The 14,903-nt window shown below is 63.1% G+C and carries 14 protein-coding genes; 5 read left to right on the plus strand and 9 right to left on the minus strand.

What is annotated here, in order from left to right; all coding sequences use genetic code 11:
- Positions 1–115: 115 nt before the first annotated feature.
- The 4 genes from ctaD to GGD40_RS10860 all read right to left on the minus strand — a co-directional run bounded on the left by ctaD (position 116) and on the right by GGD40_RS10860 (position 5,222).
- Positions 116–1,729: a cytochrome c oxidase subunit I gene (gene ctaD, locus GGD40_RS10845; protein ID WP_035553671.1), complete on the minus strand. Its 1,614-nt coding sequence runs from the start codon at positions 1,727–1,729 to the stop codon at positions 116–118.
- Positions 1,730–1,773: 44 nt separating this feature from the next.
- The gene (gene coxB / locus GGD40_RS10850; protein WP_179743683.1) at positions 1,774–3,411 is read right to left on the minus strand and encodes a cytochrome c oxidase subunit II; all 1,638 of its coding nucleotides are present in this window, start codon (positions 3,409–3,411) and stop codon (positions 1,774–1,776) included.
- A 66-nt stretch (positions 3,412–3,477) separates the two neighbouring features.
- Positions 3,478–3,951 carry a DUF2244 domain-containing protein gene (locus GGD40_RS10855; protein WP_179707061.1) on the minus strand — a complete coding sequence of 158 codons (474 nt, stop codon included), beginning with the start codon at positions 3,949–3,951 and terminating at the stop codon, positions 3,478–3,480.
- A 293-nt stretch (positions 3,952–4,244) separates the two neighbouring features.
- Positions 4,245–5,222 carry a methyltransferase domain-containing protein gene (locus GGD40_RS10860; RefSeq protein WP_179743685.1) on the minus strand — a complete coding sequence of 326 codons (978 nt, stop codon included), beginning with the start codon at positions 5,220–5,222 and terminating at the stop codon, positions 4,245–4,247.
- Positions 5,223–5,390: 168 nt separating this feature from the next.
- On the opposite strand from GGD40_RS10860, the gene GGD40_RS10865 reads away from it, so the two are divergent.
- The gene (locus GGD40_RS10865; protein ID WP_257030499.1) at positions 5,391–6,092 is read left to right on the plus strand and encodes a ComF family protein; all 702 of its coding nucleotides are present in this window, start codon (positions 5,391–5,393) and stop codon (positions 6,090–6,092) included.
- Between the two features lie 22 nt (positions 6,093–6,114).
- Positions 6,115–6,585: a tRNA (uridine(34)/cytosine(34)/5-carboxymethylaminomethyluridine(34)-2'-O)-methyltransferase TrmL gene (gene trmL, locus GGD40_RS10870; RefSeq protein ID WP_035553679.1), complete on the plus strand. Its 471-nt coding sequence runs from the start codon at positions 6,115–6,117 to the stop codon at positions 6,583–6,585.
- Positions 6,586–6,714: 129 nt separating this feature from the next.
- Here trmL and GGD40_RS10875 read toward each other — a convergent pair whose 3' ends face one another.
- The 4 genes from GGD40_RS10875 to GGD40_RS10890 all read right to left on the minus strand — a co-directional run bounded on the left by GGD40_RS10875 (position 6,715) and on the right by GGD40_RS10890 (position 9,039).
- The gene (locus GGD40_RS10875) at positions 6,715–7,713 is read right to left on the minus strand and encodes an NAD(P)H-dependent glycerol-3-phosphate dehydrogenase (protein WP_179743689.1); all 999 of its coding nucleotides are present in this window, start codon (positions 7,711–7,713) and stop codon (positions 6,715–6,717) included.
- A gap of 21 nt (positions 7,714–7,734) precedes the next feature.
- Positions 7,735–8,205 carry a protein-export chaperone SecB gene (gene secB / locus GGD40_RS10880; protein ID WP_054035743.1) on the minus strand — a complete coding sequence of 157 codons (471 nt, stop codon included), beginning with the start codon at positions 8,203–8,205 and terminating at the stop codon, positions 7,735–7,737.
- Positions 8,206–8,353: 148 nt separating this feature from the next.
- A complete protein-coding gene (grxC, locus tag GGD40_RS10885) occupies positions 8,354–8,617 on the minus strand; it encodes a glutaredoxin 3 (protein WP_007179466.1) in 264 nt (87 codons plus the stop codon).
- Positions 8,614–9,039, minus strand: a complete 426-nt coding sequence (locus GGD40_RS10890; protein ID WP_179708876.1) for a rhodanese-like domain-containing protein — start codon at positions 9,037–9,039, stop codon at positions 8,614–8,616. The genes grxC and GGD40_RS10890 overlap by 4 nt, the downstream gene beginning before the upstream one ends.
- Positions 9,040–9,178: 139 nt before the next feature.
- Here GGD40_RS10890 and gpmA point away from each other — a divergent pair, with 139 nt between their 5' ends.
- The 3 genes from gpmA to GGD40_RS10905 all read left to right on the plus strand — a co-directional run bounded on the left by gpmA (position 9,179) and on the right by GGD40_RS10905 (position 12,772).
- On the plus strand, positions 9,179–9,925 hold the full coding sequence (gpmA, locus tag GGD40_RS10895; RefSeq protein ID WP_105510842.1) for a 2,3-diphosphoglycerate-dependent phosphoglycerate mutase: 747 nt from the start codon (positions 9,179–9,181) through the stop codon (positions 9,923–9,925).
- 337 nt (positions 9,926–10,262) lie between these two features.
- On the plus strand, positions 10,263–11,837 hold the full coding sequence (locus GGD40_RS10900) for a S41 family peptidase (protein ID WP_179743691.1): 1,575 nt from the start codon (positions 10,263–10,265) through the stop codon (positions 11,835–11,837).
- A 176-nt stretch (positions 11,838–12,013) separates the two neighbouring features.
- Positions 12,014–12,772, plus strand: coding sequence for a HesA/MoeB/ThiF family protein (locus tag GGD40_RS10905; protein WP_179743693.1), 759 nt, complete (start codon positions 12,014–12,016; stop codon positions 12,770–12,772).
- A gap of 77 nt (positions 12,773–12,849) precedes the next feature.
- Here the strand turns inward: GGD40_RS10905 and ptsP are convergent, their stop codons facing one another.
- On the minus strand, positions 12,850–14,598 hold the full coding sequence (gene ptsP, locus GGD40_RS10910) for a phosphoenolpyruvate--protein phosphotransferase (RefSeq protein ID WP_179707073.1): 1,749 nt from the start codon (positions 14,596–14,598) through the stop codon (positions 12,850–12,852).
- Positions 14,599–14,903 lie beyond the last annotated feature (305 nt).

Genomic DNA, 14,903 nt, shown 5'->3' on the forward strand with positions numbered 1-14,903 from the left:
ATATTTTTGTGACTACTTTTGTGACTACAGGGTGGTAGCCGCCTGAGCCGCTGCCCCGGTTCCGCTGGCGACATGTCGCGCCGCAGCCGGAACCGGTTGCCTCCCCCACTGCCGATTACTCGACGGTCGGCGGGTGTTCGAACGTGTGGAACGGAGCCGGGCTCGGCACGGTCCATTCGAGGCCTGTTGCGCCGTCCCACGGCTTGTCGCCGGCTTTTTCGAGTTCGCCGCCGCCACGGTAGGCCGGCAGTGCAACCGCGAACAGGAAGTAGACCTGTGCCAGACCGAAGCCGAACGCGCCGATCGAGATGACCTGGTTCCAGTCGGTGAACTGTGCCGGGTAGTCAGCGTAACGACGCGGCATACCGGCCAGACCGACGAAGTGCATCGGCAGGAACGCGAGGTTGAAGAAGAACATCGACGCCCAGAAGTGGATCTTGCCGCGCGTTTCGTTGTACATCCAGCCGGTCCACTTCGGCGCCCAGTAGTACCACCCCGAGAACAGCGCGAAGAGTGACCCCGCCACCAGCACGTAGTGGAAGTGCGCGACCACGAAATAAGTGCCGTGATACTGGATGTCGAGCGGCGCCATGGCCAGCATCAGGCCCGACAGACCGCCGAACGTAAACACCAGCAGGAAGCCGACCGCGAACAGCATCGGCGTCTCGAAGCTCAACGAACCGCGCCACATCGTCGCGACCCAGTTGAACACCTTCACGCCGGTCGGCACGGCGATCAGCATCGTCGCGTACATGAAGAACAACTGGCCCGTCACCGGCATACCGGTGGCGAACATGTGGTGCGCCCAGACCATGAACGACAGAATCGCGATCGACGAGGTTGCGTACACCATCGAGCTATAGCCGAACAGCGGCTTGCGCGAGAACGCCGGGATCACCTGCGACACGATCCCGAACGCTGGCAAGATCATGATGTACACCTCGGGGTGCCCGAAGAACCAGAAGATGTGCTGGTACATGACCGGGTCGCCGCCGCCTGCCGCGTTGAAGAACGACGTGCCGAAGTGGCGATCGAACAGCACCATGGTGATCGCGCCTGCCAGAACCGGCATCACCGCAATCAGCAGGTACGCGGTGATCAGCCACGTCCAGACGAACATCGGCATCTTCATCAGCGTGAGGCCGGGTGCGCGCATGTTCAGGATCGTCACGACGATGTTGATCCCGCCCATGATCGACGAAGCGCCCATCAAGTGGATCGCGAAAATCGCGAAGTCCATGCCCGGGCCCATCTGCGTGGAGAGCGGCGCGTACAGCGTCCAGCCCGCGGCGGTCGCGCCGCCCGGTGCGAAGAACGAGCCGACCAGCAGCACAGCGGCCACCGGCAGCAGCCAGAAGCTGAAGTTGTTCATACGCGCGAACGCCATGTCCGACGCGCCGATCTGCAGCGGAATCATCCAGTTCGCGAAGCCGACGAAGGCCGGCATGATCGCGCCGAACACCATGATCAGGCCGTGCATGGTGGTCAACTGATTGAAGAACTCGGGGCGCATGATCTGCAGACCCGGTTCGAACAGCTCGGCACGGATCATCAGCGCCATCACGCCCCCGGAGAGGAACATGGTGAACGAGAAGATCAGGTACAGCGTACCGATGTCCTTGTGATTGGTTGCGAACAGCCAACGACGCCAGCCATGCGGCGTTTCGTGAGCGTGGTCGCCGTGTACGTGCTCGTGGCCCGCGGTTACATCGTGTCCGATGCTAGACATGACAATCTCCTAATGCGAATACTGCGGTGCTGACCATGAACACGTCAGGCGGCCGGGCTGATCTGAACACGCCGGGCTTCTTTCGCGTCGCTGCCGCCCGTGATCGTTTCCGGCTTCTTTAAAATAATATGGTCTTCGGCAATGCCGGCTGCTTTCAGTGCGTCGCGCACGGCTTCGGCGCGGGTCTTCGCGAGCTTCGCGTTGACATCGGCGGAGCCGGTTGCGTCGGTGAAGCCCGACAGCGTGAATTTCGCGTCCGGATGCGCCTTCGCGTAGGCTGCGGCCGCTTCGACCGCCGCTTTCGCGTCGGCCGGCAGCGTGCTCTTGCCGGTGTCGAAGTAGATGCTGGCCGGCAGCGCCGCTTGCGTGCCTGCCGCGCTGTCCGAGCCGGCTGCCGCTGCGTCCGCGCCCGAAGCTGCCGCCGCACCCGACGCCGCTTCCGCGCCGCTTGCCGCTGCGCCCGCGCCTGCTGCGTCGGCCAGATGGTTGCCGCCTTCCGGCAGCTTGCCGTTACGGGCATCCAGAATCTGCTTCGGCTGGAGAATGTCGCCGGTGTGGTTGCCCCACGAGTTACGTTCGTACGTGATCACCGAGGCGATTTCGACGTCGTTCAGCGTCGGCGCCCACGACGGCATCGCATTCTTGCCCTTCAGCACCAGGCTGACGTGCCCGGCGATCGGACCGTTGGCGATCTTGCTGCCGTCGAGCGCCGGGAATGCGCCCGCGCCCTTGCCGTTCGGCTGGTGGCAGACCGCGCAGTTCGCCGTGTACACCTTGCCGCCGCGTTCCATCAGCTCGGCCATCGTGTAGGTCTTGTTCGGGTCGTCCTGGCCGGCGGCCATTTTCGCTTTCTGCGTCTCGACCCACTTCGCGTAGTCGTCGGCGGACAGCACTTCGACCACCACCGGCATGAACGCGTGTTCCTTGCCGCACAGTTCGGTACAGAAGCCGCGGAACGTGCCGGTCTTGTCAGCCTTGAACCACGTGTCGCGCACGAAACCCGGGATCGCGTCCTGCTTCACGCCGAAAGCCGGCACGTACCAGGAGTGGACCACGTCGTTCGCGGTGGTGATGATGCGGATTTTCTTGTCGACCGGGACGACCAGCGGGTTGTCGACTTCCTGCAGATACGTGGTGGAAATCGGCATGCGGCCATCGGTTTCCGCACGCGGCGTGGCCAGCGTGGACAGGAAGTTGATGCCTTCGCCCGGGCCCTTCACGTAGTCGTAGCCCCATTTCCACTGATAGCCGGTGACCTTGACGGTGAGGTCGGCATTCGTGGTGTCTTTCATCGCGACGACGGTCTTGGTGGCCGGCAGCGCCATCAGCACGACGATGACGAACGGTACGATCGTCCAGATGATTTCGACGGTGGTGCTTTCGTGGAAATTCGAAGCTTTGTGGCCTTTCGATTTGCGGTGCGCAAAGATCGAATAGAACATCACGCCGAACACGCCGACGAAGATGACCAGGCACAGAACCAGCATGAACATGTGGAGGCTGAAGAGCTCCTCAGCGATTTTCGTCGCCGGCGGCTGGAGATTGATCTCGTTGACGGCAGGGCCGCCCGGAACATCGCCCACTGCCAGGGCGGCACCGGCGAAAAGCAGTCCGCTCATCGCCAGCACACCCATGAGGGCTCGCTTGATTGTTTTCATAGCTTCCTTACCCAAATTTTCCATTCAAACCCTCGACCCCACCGACAGGCTGTCTCGCGCTCCCCTTGAACGCCGCGCGTCTCAACGCATCTAATAACGCGTGAGCCACATACGCAATTCACCTGCGAACTGCGCGCGCCGATACTGCGCGAGATGTTGCCCAATCATGATCGTCTGGCCACGCGAGACCAGTTTGATCTGGTCACGCGGCGTTGCGCCCGGCTCGATCCGCACCCAGCGCGGATTGAATTCGAACTGCGTAAGCTTCTCGGCGCTGACCTGCTCGATCACGAGCCGGTTCGGAAACAACCGGATGCGCTCGTAATCCACAGCATGACGCGCGTATATGGCAAACGCGATACCCACCGCCAGCAATTCGATACCGGTGAACGGCAACACCAGCCAGGCGCCGACCAGAACCAGCATGAAAGCAATTGCCAACGAGAACAACGCAAGCGATACGTAGAAACCGACGAACTGCCGCGGCGATATCGAACAGTTGCGTTTCATGGTCCAGTCTTTGAGAACTGGTTCTGAATCCGCCAGCAGATCTGATGCTTCCATCGCTGCCTCCTGCGAACCGCCGCTTTCGGTCATGTGGCGCGGCCTTCTGAACCAGCCGCCCGATCACAACCGAGTCTCCTCATCATGCAGTACTTTGCCTCCGGCCTGCCGCCCCAAATGTGGGGACTCCGGGCGACAAACTGACGCATTATAGGCGCGATCCATAGCATCCACAAGCAAGGGCCAAATGGCCCAAAAGCCCGGTGCGACAAGCCTCCGCGCCGTTTTGACGCAGCTTTTGCGCGTCTTTTGAAGTGGAAATTTCAGACATAACAGATGTCGTCTTTACCGCTTCAACGATTCCTCGACGAGCCTCGTCCGATGTCCTCGATTCGCACGATCCCGTGACCTTCGGCGGTGGTGCGCGGCACGGCTTTCCATGCGTGTCCGTAGATCACCTCGAAGGTCAGCGCGAGGGTGCCGTCGGCGCGCCGGCGCGCTTCGAGCGCCGCCAGCAAAGCCTTGTGCAGCCGACGCGCGGCGCCGCCCGCGGACGCTTCACGCTCGAACGCGCGCTCGAACGGATAGGCGCCCCAGCGACGCACGTCCGCAAGCAGCGACTCCGGCGACTTATAGGTAATGGTGAGCACTTCCTGATCCATCACAGGAATTTCGAAGCCGCTCTCCACCAGCATATCGCCCAGATCATGCATATCGACGAAGTCGATCACATGCTTGCGCGAGGCGATGCCGTGCGCGGCCTCGACCTCGGCGTAGGCGCCGCGCAATTCCTTGAGCGTGTCTGGGCCGAGCGTGCTGAACATCAGCAGGCCGTTGACCTTGAGCACGCGCTGCCACTCGGGAAACACGAGATCGGGCCGCGAGTGCCAATGCAGCGCGAGGTTGGACCAGATGAATTCGAAGGCGCCGGCCGTGAACGGCAGCGCCGAGAAGTCGGCCTGCGCGAAGCGCGGACCGCGGGCGCCGAGCGCCTTGCCGAGCGACGCCGGCAGGAAGCGCCGCCAGCTCGTGTCGCCCGAGTCATGGTGTAACGCGCGGGTCAGCATGCCGTGCGACAGGTCGGTGCCGAAGACCGGCGCTTCGGGGAAGCGCTCGCGCAACGCGGGGAGGTCTTCACCTGCGCCGCAACCGGCGTCGAGCACGCTCGCCGGCGTGACCTTGATGTAATCGAGCCGCTCACGCATGCGCTGCGCGATCTCGCGCGGCAGGAACGCGACGTCGTCGAAGGTCACCGCGCGGCGGTCGAAGATGCGCCGGAGACGCCGTGAATCGTAGGCCGGACGGCCTGATTGAGCGGGAGTTGGGGACATGGGTGTCGTGCTGGCGTAGAGCAGGAAGTATACTCGTTCGTTTCCTTCCATTCAGCGGGAACGGCCTGCGCGGGCCCTCCAATCGTGGCACTCCGACCATTTTCTTCGTCATCCGGCGGCCGGTTCGCGCGTTTCGCGCATGGCCTTCGTTCGGCGTGGCCGCACGTGATGCAGGCCGCGTTGCCGAATCTCTGTGCGTTATGCGGCAATTTGTCGCATAACGCGCTGTGCGCGTGTTGCGACGAAGCGTACTGGAACGAGAGCAGCGTGCGCTGCACTACTTGCGCGGCGCCGCTCGCGTCAACGCGCTGGGCGGGTCACACGCGATACCGATGTGCGGACTGCATCAGCGAGCCGCCGCCGTTCGACGCGACTTTCGCCCTCGCCGACTACCGCGCGCCGCTCGACACGCTGGCGGTCGGTCTGAAATTCCGCGCCCGACTGATGCTGGCGCGCGAGTTTGCGCAACGCCTTGCGCGTCTGGCGCACGACTCGTGGCGCGATGCGTCGGACATGCCCGACGTGATCGCGCCCGTGCCGCTAGCGCGGCAACGTCTCGCCGAGCGCGGCTACAACCAGGCTTGGCAGATCGCCAGACCGTTGGCTCGCGCGCTGAAACTGCGCAGCGACGCCACCTTGCTGGAGCGGGTGATCCATACCGCGCCGCAGTCGCGGCTCGATCTCGACGCGCGCCGCCAGAACGTGGGCCGCGCGTTCAAGGTCAGGGCGAGTGTCGACGGTCTGCACGTGGGCATCGTCGACGATGTGATGACGACCGGCGCCACGCTCGAAGCGCTGGCGCGCACGCTTAAAGCAGCCGGCGCGCGCCGGGTCACCAATTTCGTCGCGCTGCGCACCCCGAAAAACTAGTCTCCACCGATCTCATCCCACCATGTTCAATGTCGTCCTCGTCGAACCCGAAATCCCGCCGAACACCGGCAACGTGATCCGCCTGTGCGCCAACACCGGCGCGCGGCTGCATCTGATCGAGCCGCTCGGTTTTCCGCTCGACGACGCCAAGCTGCGCCGCGCCGGCCTCGACTATCACGAGTATGCGCAGATGAACGTGCACGCCGACTGGGCCGCGTTCGTTGCCAAGGAAACGCCGGACCCGGCGCGCATGTTCGCGTTCACCACGCGCGGCTCGGGCCGCTTTCACGAGCACGCTTTTCAATCCGGCGACTGGTTCGTGTTCGGCGCCGAAACACGCGGCCTGCCCGACACGGTGCTCGACCAGTTCGCCAACGAACAGCGCGTGCGCCTGCCGATGCGGCCGGGCAACCGCAGCCTGAATCTGTCGAATACGGTCGCGATCGTGGTGTTCGAGGCGTGGCGTCAGACTGGCTTCGACGGCGGCGCCTGACGGCGCGTCGGTTCAGATTGACATTGAGCATGGGAACCTCGCTAGTCCGATGCGTCGATAACAATCGTGGACCGCGAAGGCGGCCAGCCGTTCAGCGCTTTTGCGCGCTAAACGGCTGAAAGACAACGCTTATTCAGCTTTGGAATCGCGCCGCAAGAGGGCGCTGACGGCGTCGCGCGGCGCCACGCCGTCGAACAGCACGGCGCAGACCGCCTGCGTGATCGGCATCTCGATCGCATGGGCGCGCGCAATGGCCAGAACGGCTTGCGCGCAACGCACGCCTTCTGCCACGTGGCCGAGGCCGCCGAGAATGTCGTCGAGCGTGCGGCCCGCGGCGAGTTGCACGCCGACCGTACGATTGCGCGACAGGTCGCCGGTGGCGGTCAGGATCAGATCGCCCAAACCGGTGAGCCCGGTGAACGTTTCCGCCCGTCCGCCGAGCGTCACGCCGAGGCGCGACATTTCGGCCAGGCCGCGCGTGATCAGCGCGGCCCGTGCGTTCAGACCGAGGCCGAGACCGTCGGCGATGCCCGTGGCGATCGCCAGCACGTTCTTCACCGCGCCGCCCACTTCCACGCCGACGACGTCGTCGCCGGTATAGATGCGCATCGCGCCATGATGAAACGCGGCGACCGTGCGTTCGCGGCACGTCGCCGAACCGCTCGCGATCGTCAACGCGACCGGCAAGCCCTGCCCGACTTCGCGCGCGAAACTCGGACCGGACAGCACACCATTGCTGGCATGCCCCGCCAGTTCGGCCGCCACCACCTGATGCGGCAGCAACTGCGAATCGGCTTCGAAACCTTTGCACAACCACACCACATGCGCCGGCACTTTGCCCGTGTCGCGCATGGCCTGAAACAGAGCGCGCAGACCCGCCACGGGCGTTGCGACGACACACAACGCGTCGTCAGACAGCGCGTGGTCGAGCGCCGCGTTCAGGTCGGCTTCATAGCGAAGCGCCGCAGGCAAAGCAACGCCCGCCAGATAGCGGGCGTTTTCGTGCGAGGCGGAGAGGTCGGCAATGAGCGCGGCTTCGCGCGCCCACAACACCGTGTCGTGCCGTACGGCCAGATGGCCGGCGAGGGCGGTGCCCCATGCGCCGGCGCCAAGGACAGCCACCTTCATAGCCGGCACTGCCTCGGACACTTAGTGCGTGACGCCGTTCTGCGCCGCGCCTTCCTGGCCGCCCATCTGCGCGAGGCGTTGCTCGTACAGCGCCTGGAAGTTGATCTCGGCGAGGTGGATCGGCGGGAAACCGGCGCGGGTGATCGCGTCGGCGATGTTCGAGCGCAGGTACGGGAACAGGATCGTCGGGCAGGCAATGCCGACCAGCGGATCGATCTGCTCGGCCGGAATGTTGCGGATGTCGAAAATGCCGGCTTGCTTGGCTTCGATCAGGAACGCGACCTTGTCCGACACCTTGGCCGTGACCGTGCCCGTGACGAGGATTTCGAACACGGTGTCGGCGAGGCGCTCGGCCTTCACGTCGACTTCCACTTCCACCGACGGCATTTCCTGCTCGAGGAAGATGCCCGGCGAATTCGGCTGCTCGAGCGACATGTCCTTCAGGTAAATGCGCTGGATGTTGAAGAACGGCTGGTTATTCTCGTCGGACATGATGAAGTGATTTCCTGATAGGTATGCAAGGTGGCGGCCCACGTGCATGGGCCGCCAGATCGTTGCGGCGCGCCGCCCACCCGGATCGGGCGAGGATGCGCCGGCTTGGTTTTCACCCGCCCGTTCAAGCGCCCGCAGGCGCGCGAATTCAGGCGGTTGCTTCGAGCAGCGGCATCAAACCGCCCGCGCGATCGAGCGCGGACAGGTCATCGTACCCGCCGACATGCGTCTCGCCGATGAACACCTGCGGCACCGTGCGACGACCCGTCCGGGTCATCATTTCTTCACGACGGGCCGGGTCTTTGTCGATCAGTACCTTCTCAACGTGCTCGACGCCGCGCGACTTTAAAAGACGTTCGGCCATCTGGCAATACGGGCACACCTGGGTGCTGTACATGATCACTTTGTTCACTTGGCTGCTCCTTGTTTCACGACCGGCATACCGGCTTTCTGCCAGGCGTCGACACCACCTTCGAGAACATGGACTTCGGCATACCCTGCATCCTGCACGATACGCGCTGCCTTGTTCGACTGCTGGCCGGTCTGGCAAACCAGCAGCACCGGGTTGTTCTTGTTTTTGACGAGTTGCGCGACTTTCGCCTGCAATTCGGCAAATTCAAGCTGCCGTGCCGCGGGCAAATGGCCCTTGGCGAACTCGGCGGACGGCCGCAGATCGATGACCGCCGCATTGCGCCGGTTGATCAGTTGGGTGGCTTCTGCGGCCGACAGGCCGCCGCGTCCGCGCCGCATGATCGTCGGCCACAGCAGCAACCCACCGGAGATGAGGACGATCGCGATCAGTACAAGGTTTGTGTAATCAGTGAAAAACTTCACGGAAAATCCGCCGAAAAAGAGAGAAATCGAAAAGGGCAATCCAGCCATTATAAAATAACCGTCTGACGCGATGGCGACGCTCCGTCAAACGAGCCCTCGCAACGCTTTTACCGCTTCCTTACTACCGACCGGCAATCTCATGTACAAACTCGTTCTCATCCGCCACGGCGAATCGACGTGGAACAAGGAAAACCGCTTCACCGGCTGGGTCGACGTCGACCTCACCGAACAGGGCAACCGGGAAGCGCAGCAGGCAGGCGTGCTGCTGAAGGAATCGGGCTACACGTTCGATATCGCCTACACGTCGGTGCTCAAACGCGCGATCCGCACGCTGTGGCACGTGCAGGACAAGATGGATCTGATGTACCTGCCGGTGGTGCATTCATGGCGCCTGAACGAGCGCCACTACGGCGCGCTGTCCGGCCTGAACAAGGCCGAAACCGCAGCGAAGTTCGGCGACGAGCAGGTGCTGGTCTGGCGCCGCAGTTACGACACGCCGCCGCCCGCATTGGAGCCGACGGACGAACGCGCGCCGTACGACGATCCGCGTTACGCCAAGGTGCCGCGCGAACAACTGCCGCTCACCGAGTGCCTGAAAGACACGGTCGCGCGCGTGCTGCCGCTGTGGAACGAGTCGATCGCGCCGGCCATCAAGTCGGGCCGCAAGGTGGTGATCGCCGCGCACGGCAACTCGATCCGCGCCATGGTGAAGTACCTCGACAATATTTCCGACGACGACATCGTCGGGCTGAATATTCCGAACGGCGTGCCGCTCGTCTATGAACTCGACGAGAACCTGAAGCCGATCAAGCACTACTACCTGGGCGACCAGGACGCGATCGCCAAGGCGCAAGCCGCGGTCGCCAAGCAAGGCAAGGCCGGCTGATCAGCGTCACCTGCGAAGGCCGATGTTCCGGCCTTCGCCCTCCCCTGCAGCACGGCCACTTCCACGCCACCTTGCAGCCATGTTCCAGCCATGTGCGGGAGGCAAGAGATACCGGCCGACATGCTGCTCATCACGCAAGACGTGCCATCGCGCACGCGCCTTGGCCGTTACCGCACATTACTTCCGCGTCGCGGGTACGATCTCACGAACCAGGCCCCGCCTGCGCTGTCGAATCACGATTGCCTGCGCTGCGCCCTTTGTGGGCGGGTGTGCAGTTATACTTGTCCGTCCCCATCTCTATCGACGCTGCCACGCGCTTCCGACCGCAACAGACTCTATGCGAAAGAACCTGAAAAATATCGGCCTGATTGCCGCGGGCCTTGCTACCGGCGTATTTGCCACCCTGCAACTTTCGGCCTCGGCCCAGCAACCCGCCAGCGCCGCTTCAAGCACCGCCACGCCGCTGCCGCTGGACCAACTCAGGCTCTTTGCCGAAGTGTTCGGGCAAATCAAGCACGAGTACGTCGAACCGGTCGACGACAAGAAGCTCCTCACCGCCGCCATCAAGGGCATGGTGGCGAGTCTCGACCCGCACTCGTCGTATCTCGACAAGACCGATTACGAAGAACTGCAGGAGCAGACCAAGGGTCGCTTCGCGGGTCTCGGCATCGAAATTTCGTCGGAAGACGGCCTGATCAAGGTGATTTCGCCGATCGAAGACACGCCCGCGTTCCGCGCCGGCATTCGTCCGGGCGACCTGATCACGCGTATCAACGACAAGCCGGTTCGCGGTATGACGCTCGACCAGGCGGTCAAGCAGATGCGCGGCGACCCCGGCACCAAGGTCACGCTCACGATCTTCCGCAAGACCGACGACCGCACGTTCCCGCTCACGGTCACGCGCGCAATCATCAAGGTCCAGTCGGTCAAGATGAAGATTCTTGCGCCGGGCTACGCGTATATCCGCATCACGAGCTTCCAGGAACGCACCACGCCTGATCTGGCCGCTCGTCTGCAAGACATCGCGCGTCAGCAGCCGAACCTGAAGGGCCTCGTGCTCGACCTGCGCAACAACGGCGGCGGTCTGCTGCAAAGCGCGGTCGGCGTGGCCGGCGCGTTCCTGCCGCCGGATTCGGTGGTGGTATCGACCAACGGCCAGATTCCGGATTCGAAGCAGGTCTACCGCGATACCTACGACAACTACCGTCTGCAGTCTTTCGACAGCGATCCGCTGAAAGACGAAGCGCCGATCTTCAAGACCGTACCGATGGTCGTGCTGACCAACGCGTACTCCGCGTCGGCGTCGGAAATCGTTGCGGGCGCGCTGCAGGATCAGCACCGTGCGCTGATCGTCGGCAAGACCACCTTCGGCAAGGGCTCGGTGCAAACCGTGCGCCCCATGACCGCGGACACCGCGCTGCGTCTGACCACGGCGTACTACTACACGCCGAGCGGCCGTTCGATCCAGAACAAGGGCATCCGTCCTGACATCGCGGTCGACCAGTACGCCGAAGGCGATCCGGACGACGCACTCGTCACGCGCGAAGTCGACTACTCGAATCACCTTGCGAACACGCAAGACCCGAACGAGAAGAAGGAAGCGGAACAGCGTGAAACGGATCGCATGGAACAACTGCGTATCCTCGAAGAGCAGAACGACAAGAAGACGCCGGAACAGCGCCAGAAGGATCGTGAGCGCAAGCCGGTGGAATTCGGCTCGAACGACGACTTCATGCTGCAACAGGCGTTGAACAAGCTCGAAGGCAAGCCGGTGCAGGAATCGAAGTCGCTGAGCGAGCGGCGTCTGGCGCAGAGCAAGCCGGCAACGTCGGCATCCGCGCCGGTCGCGGTCAAGCCGACCCAGCCGGTTCCGGGTGCATCGGCTCCGGCCGCCGCCGCGCCGAGCAAGTAAGCAGCAAGCTTTAGCGTGCGCCTCAGGGTGTCTTCGCCGCAAACCATCGCGGCAAAGACACCCGGTATCAGCCGCACGCCATCAGCCACCTCCTTCGCGCGATTAAAATAACGACAACGCGCAGCGCAGACCCCTTGTCTGCGTTTCACAGCGCGCACACTCACACGCGCCCCGCCATGAATGACGATCAACTCCTCCGCTATTCCCGCCACATCCTCGTTGACGAAATCGGTATCGAGGCGCAGCAGCGTTTTATCGACGCGCACGCCATCGTCGTCGGCACGGGCGGATTGGGCTCGCCGGCGGCGATGTATCTCGCGGCGGCAGGCGTCGGCCGTCTGACGCTGGTCGATGCCGACACGGTCGATCTAACCAATCTGCAGCGGCAGATCCTGCATGTGACCGCATCGGTCGGGCGCAAGAAGGTGGAGTCCGGGCGCGACGCGCTCGCGCAGATCAATCCCGAGGTCGTGGTGAACGCGGTAGACGAGCGCATCGACGATGCCTGGCTCGATCGCGAAGTGCCGCACGCGACCGTCGTGCTCGATTGCACCGATAACTTCGCAACGCGCCACGCGATCAATCGCGCCTGCGTGAAGCACGGCGTGCCGCTCGTGTCCGGCGCGGCGTTGCGCTTCGACGGCCAGATCAGCACCTTCGACTTCCGCGACGAAGCCTCGCCCTGCTATGCGTGCGTGTTCCCGGAAGACCAGCCGTTCGAAGAAGTCGCGTGTTCGACGATGGGCGTGTTCGCGCCGACCGTCGGCATTATCGGTTCGATGCAGGCCGCTGAAGCGCTGCGGGTAATCGGCGGCATCGGCACACCGCTGGTGGGCCGTTTGATGATGCTCGATTCGCTGCGAATGGAATGGACCACAATGCGCATTGCACGGCAATCGGATTGCCCGGTATGCGGGCACACGCATCCAGCTTGACGCGACTGCACCGCCAGGCCAAATAAAAAACGCCGCAACTTTTCAGTGCGGCGTTTTTCTTTAGAAGCGTCGAAACATCAAACCAGCGTCACCCGCTTGAGCGCCGCCTGCACTTCTTCCGGCTCGAACGAAGCCAGCACGTCGGCCACCGGTTTCTCCAGCGTCTTCAGATGCGAGCGCAGCACTTCCTGCTTCACCACCAGTATCTGACTCGGGTGCATCGAAAATTCGGTGAGGCCCATGCCGAGCAACAAGCGCGTCAACGCCGGATCGCCCGCCATTTCTCCGCACACCGACACCGGCACCCCCGCCCGTTTCGCTTCGCGCAGCGTGAAGGCGATCAGATGCAGCACCGCCGGATGCAGCGGGTCGTACAGATGCGCGACCGAGTTGTCCGCCCGATCGATCGCCAGCGTGTACTGGATCAGATCGTTGGTGCCAATCGACAGGAAATCGAGCCGTTTCAGGAACAGCGGCAACGCAATCGCAGCGGCCGGAATCTCGATCATCGCGCCGACCTGCACGTTCGGATCGTAGGCAATGCCCGCGTCATCCAGCTGACGCTTGGCTTCGCGAATCAGGTCGAGCGTCTGGTCAATTTCCTGCGCGTGCGCGAGCATCGGAATCAGAATCTTCACGGTGCCGAACGCCGATGCACGCAGAATCGCGCGCAACTGCGTGAGGAACATCTGCGGCTCGGACAGGCTCCAGCGAATCGCTCTGAGCCCCAACGCGGGGTTCGCGGCGGTTTCGTAGCTGTCGCCACCGCTCATCGAGTCGAGCGGCTTGTCGGCGCCCACGTCGATCGTGCGTATCGTGACCGGCAGCCCGTTCATCAACTCGACCGCGCGACGGTATGCGCCGAACTGCTCTTCCTCTTCCGGCAAACGGTCTTTGTGATTCATGAACAGGAACTCGGTGCGGAACAGCCCCACACCGGTCGCGCCTGAATCGATCGCCGCCTTTGCGTCGTCCGGCAACTCGATATTCGCGCACAGTTCGATGCGCGTGCCGCACAGTGTTTGCGTCGGCGAAAACTTCAGCCGCTGCAGCTTGCGTTGCTCGAGCGCCTTTTCGCTCTGACGGTACGAGTACTCCTCGAGCACAATCGGCGCCGGATCGACGATCACAATGCCATGATCGCCGTCGACAATGATCAGGTCGTCCTGGCGGATCAGCGCGCTCGCGTGCTGCACCCCCACCGCGGCCGGAATGCCCAGACTACGCGCGACGATCGCCGTATGCGAGGTGCGGCCGCCGAGATCCGTGACGAAGCCTTGAAACGTTTGCGTTTTGAATTGCATCATGTCGGCCGGCGCGATGTCATGCGCGACCACGATCATTTCGTCGCACGCGCCATGCACGCCGTCCACCAGCGCCACCGACGCCCCCGCCAACGCCTTCAGCACCCGCTCCACCACCTGCTGGATATCGGCTTTGCGTTCGCGCAAATATTCGTCTTCGATATCGTCGAAGTGGCGCGACAGACGCTCGAGCTGTTCGGTCAGCGCCCATTCCACGTTATAGCGGCGCGTGCGGATCAGATCGATGGTTTCCTGCACGAGCATCGCATCGTTCAGGATCATTGAATGAACGTTGATGAACGCGCCCATTTCGCTCGGCGCATCGGCCGCGAGATCGGCGCGCAACGCGTCGAGCTCATGGTGCACCTGTTGCTGCGCCGCGCGAAAGCGCTCGACCTCGCCCTCGATCTGAGCGGGTTCGATCAGATAGTGGTCTACGTCAAGTGCGGCCGGGGCGATCAGATAAGCCCGCCCGATGGCAATACCGCGTGACACGGGAATTCCATGCAGCGTGAAGGACACGCGCACCTCCTCTAGTTGTGTGATGCCGCGGCAAACCGCTGCAATGCTCTCAGACTCTCGTCGTCATTATAAATTCCGCGCTCTTTGCACGTAGGCCGGGCCTGTGTGCAGCGCAGCACGAAAAATCGTAAGCGGCGCGACAATCCGCCTTCACTCAGCTTGCGTTCGGACTACGCAAACCTGAACCGAACCTGCTTGCCGCTTCGTTTCGCTTTCACAGGTCTCGCAAGCGCGCCTCTCATGCGCGTCTTCATCCAATCATTGTCGCGCGCTAAAAAAAACGCCGCGGATAGCCGCGGCGTTTT

Origin of the sequence: Paraburkholderia bryophila (assembly GCF_013409255.1) — a bacterium.
GTDB lineage: Bacteria > Pseudomonadota > Gammaproteobacteria > Burkholderiales > Burkholderiaceae > Paraburkholderia.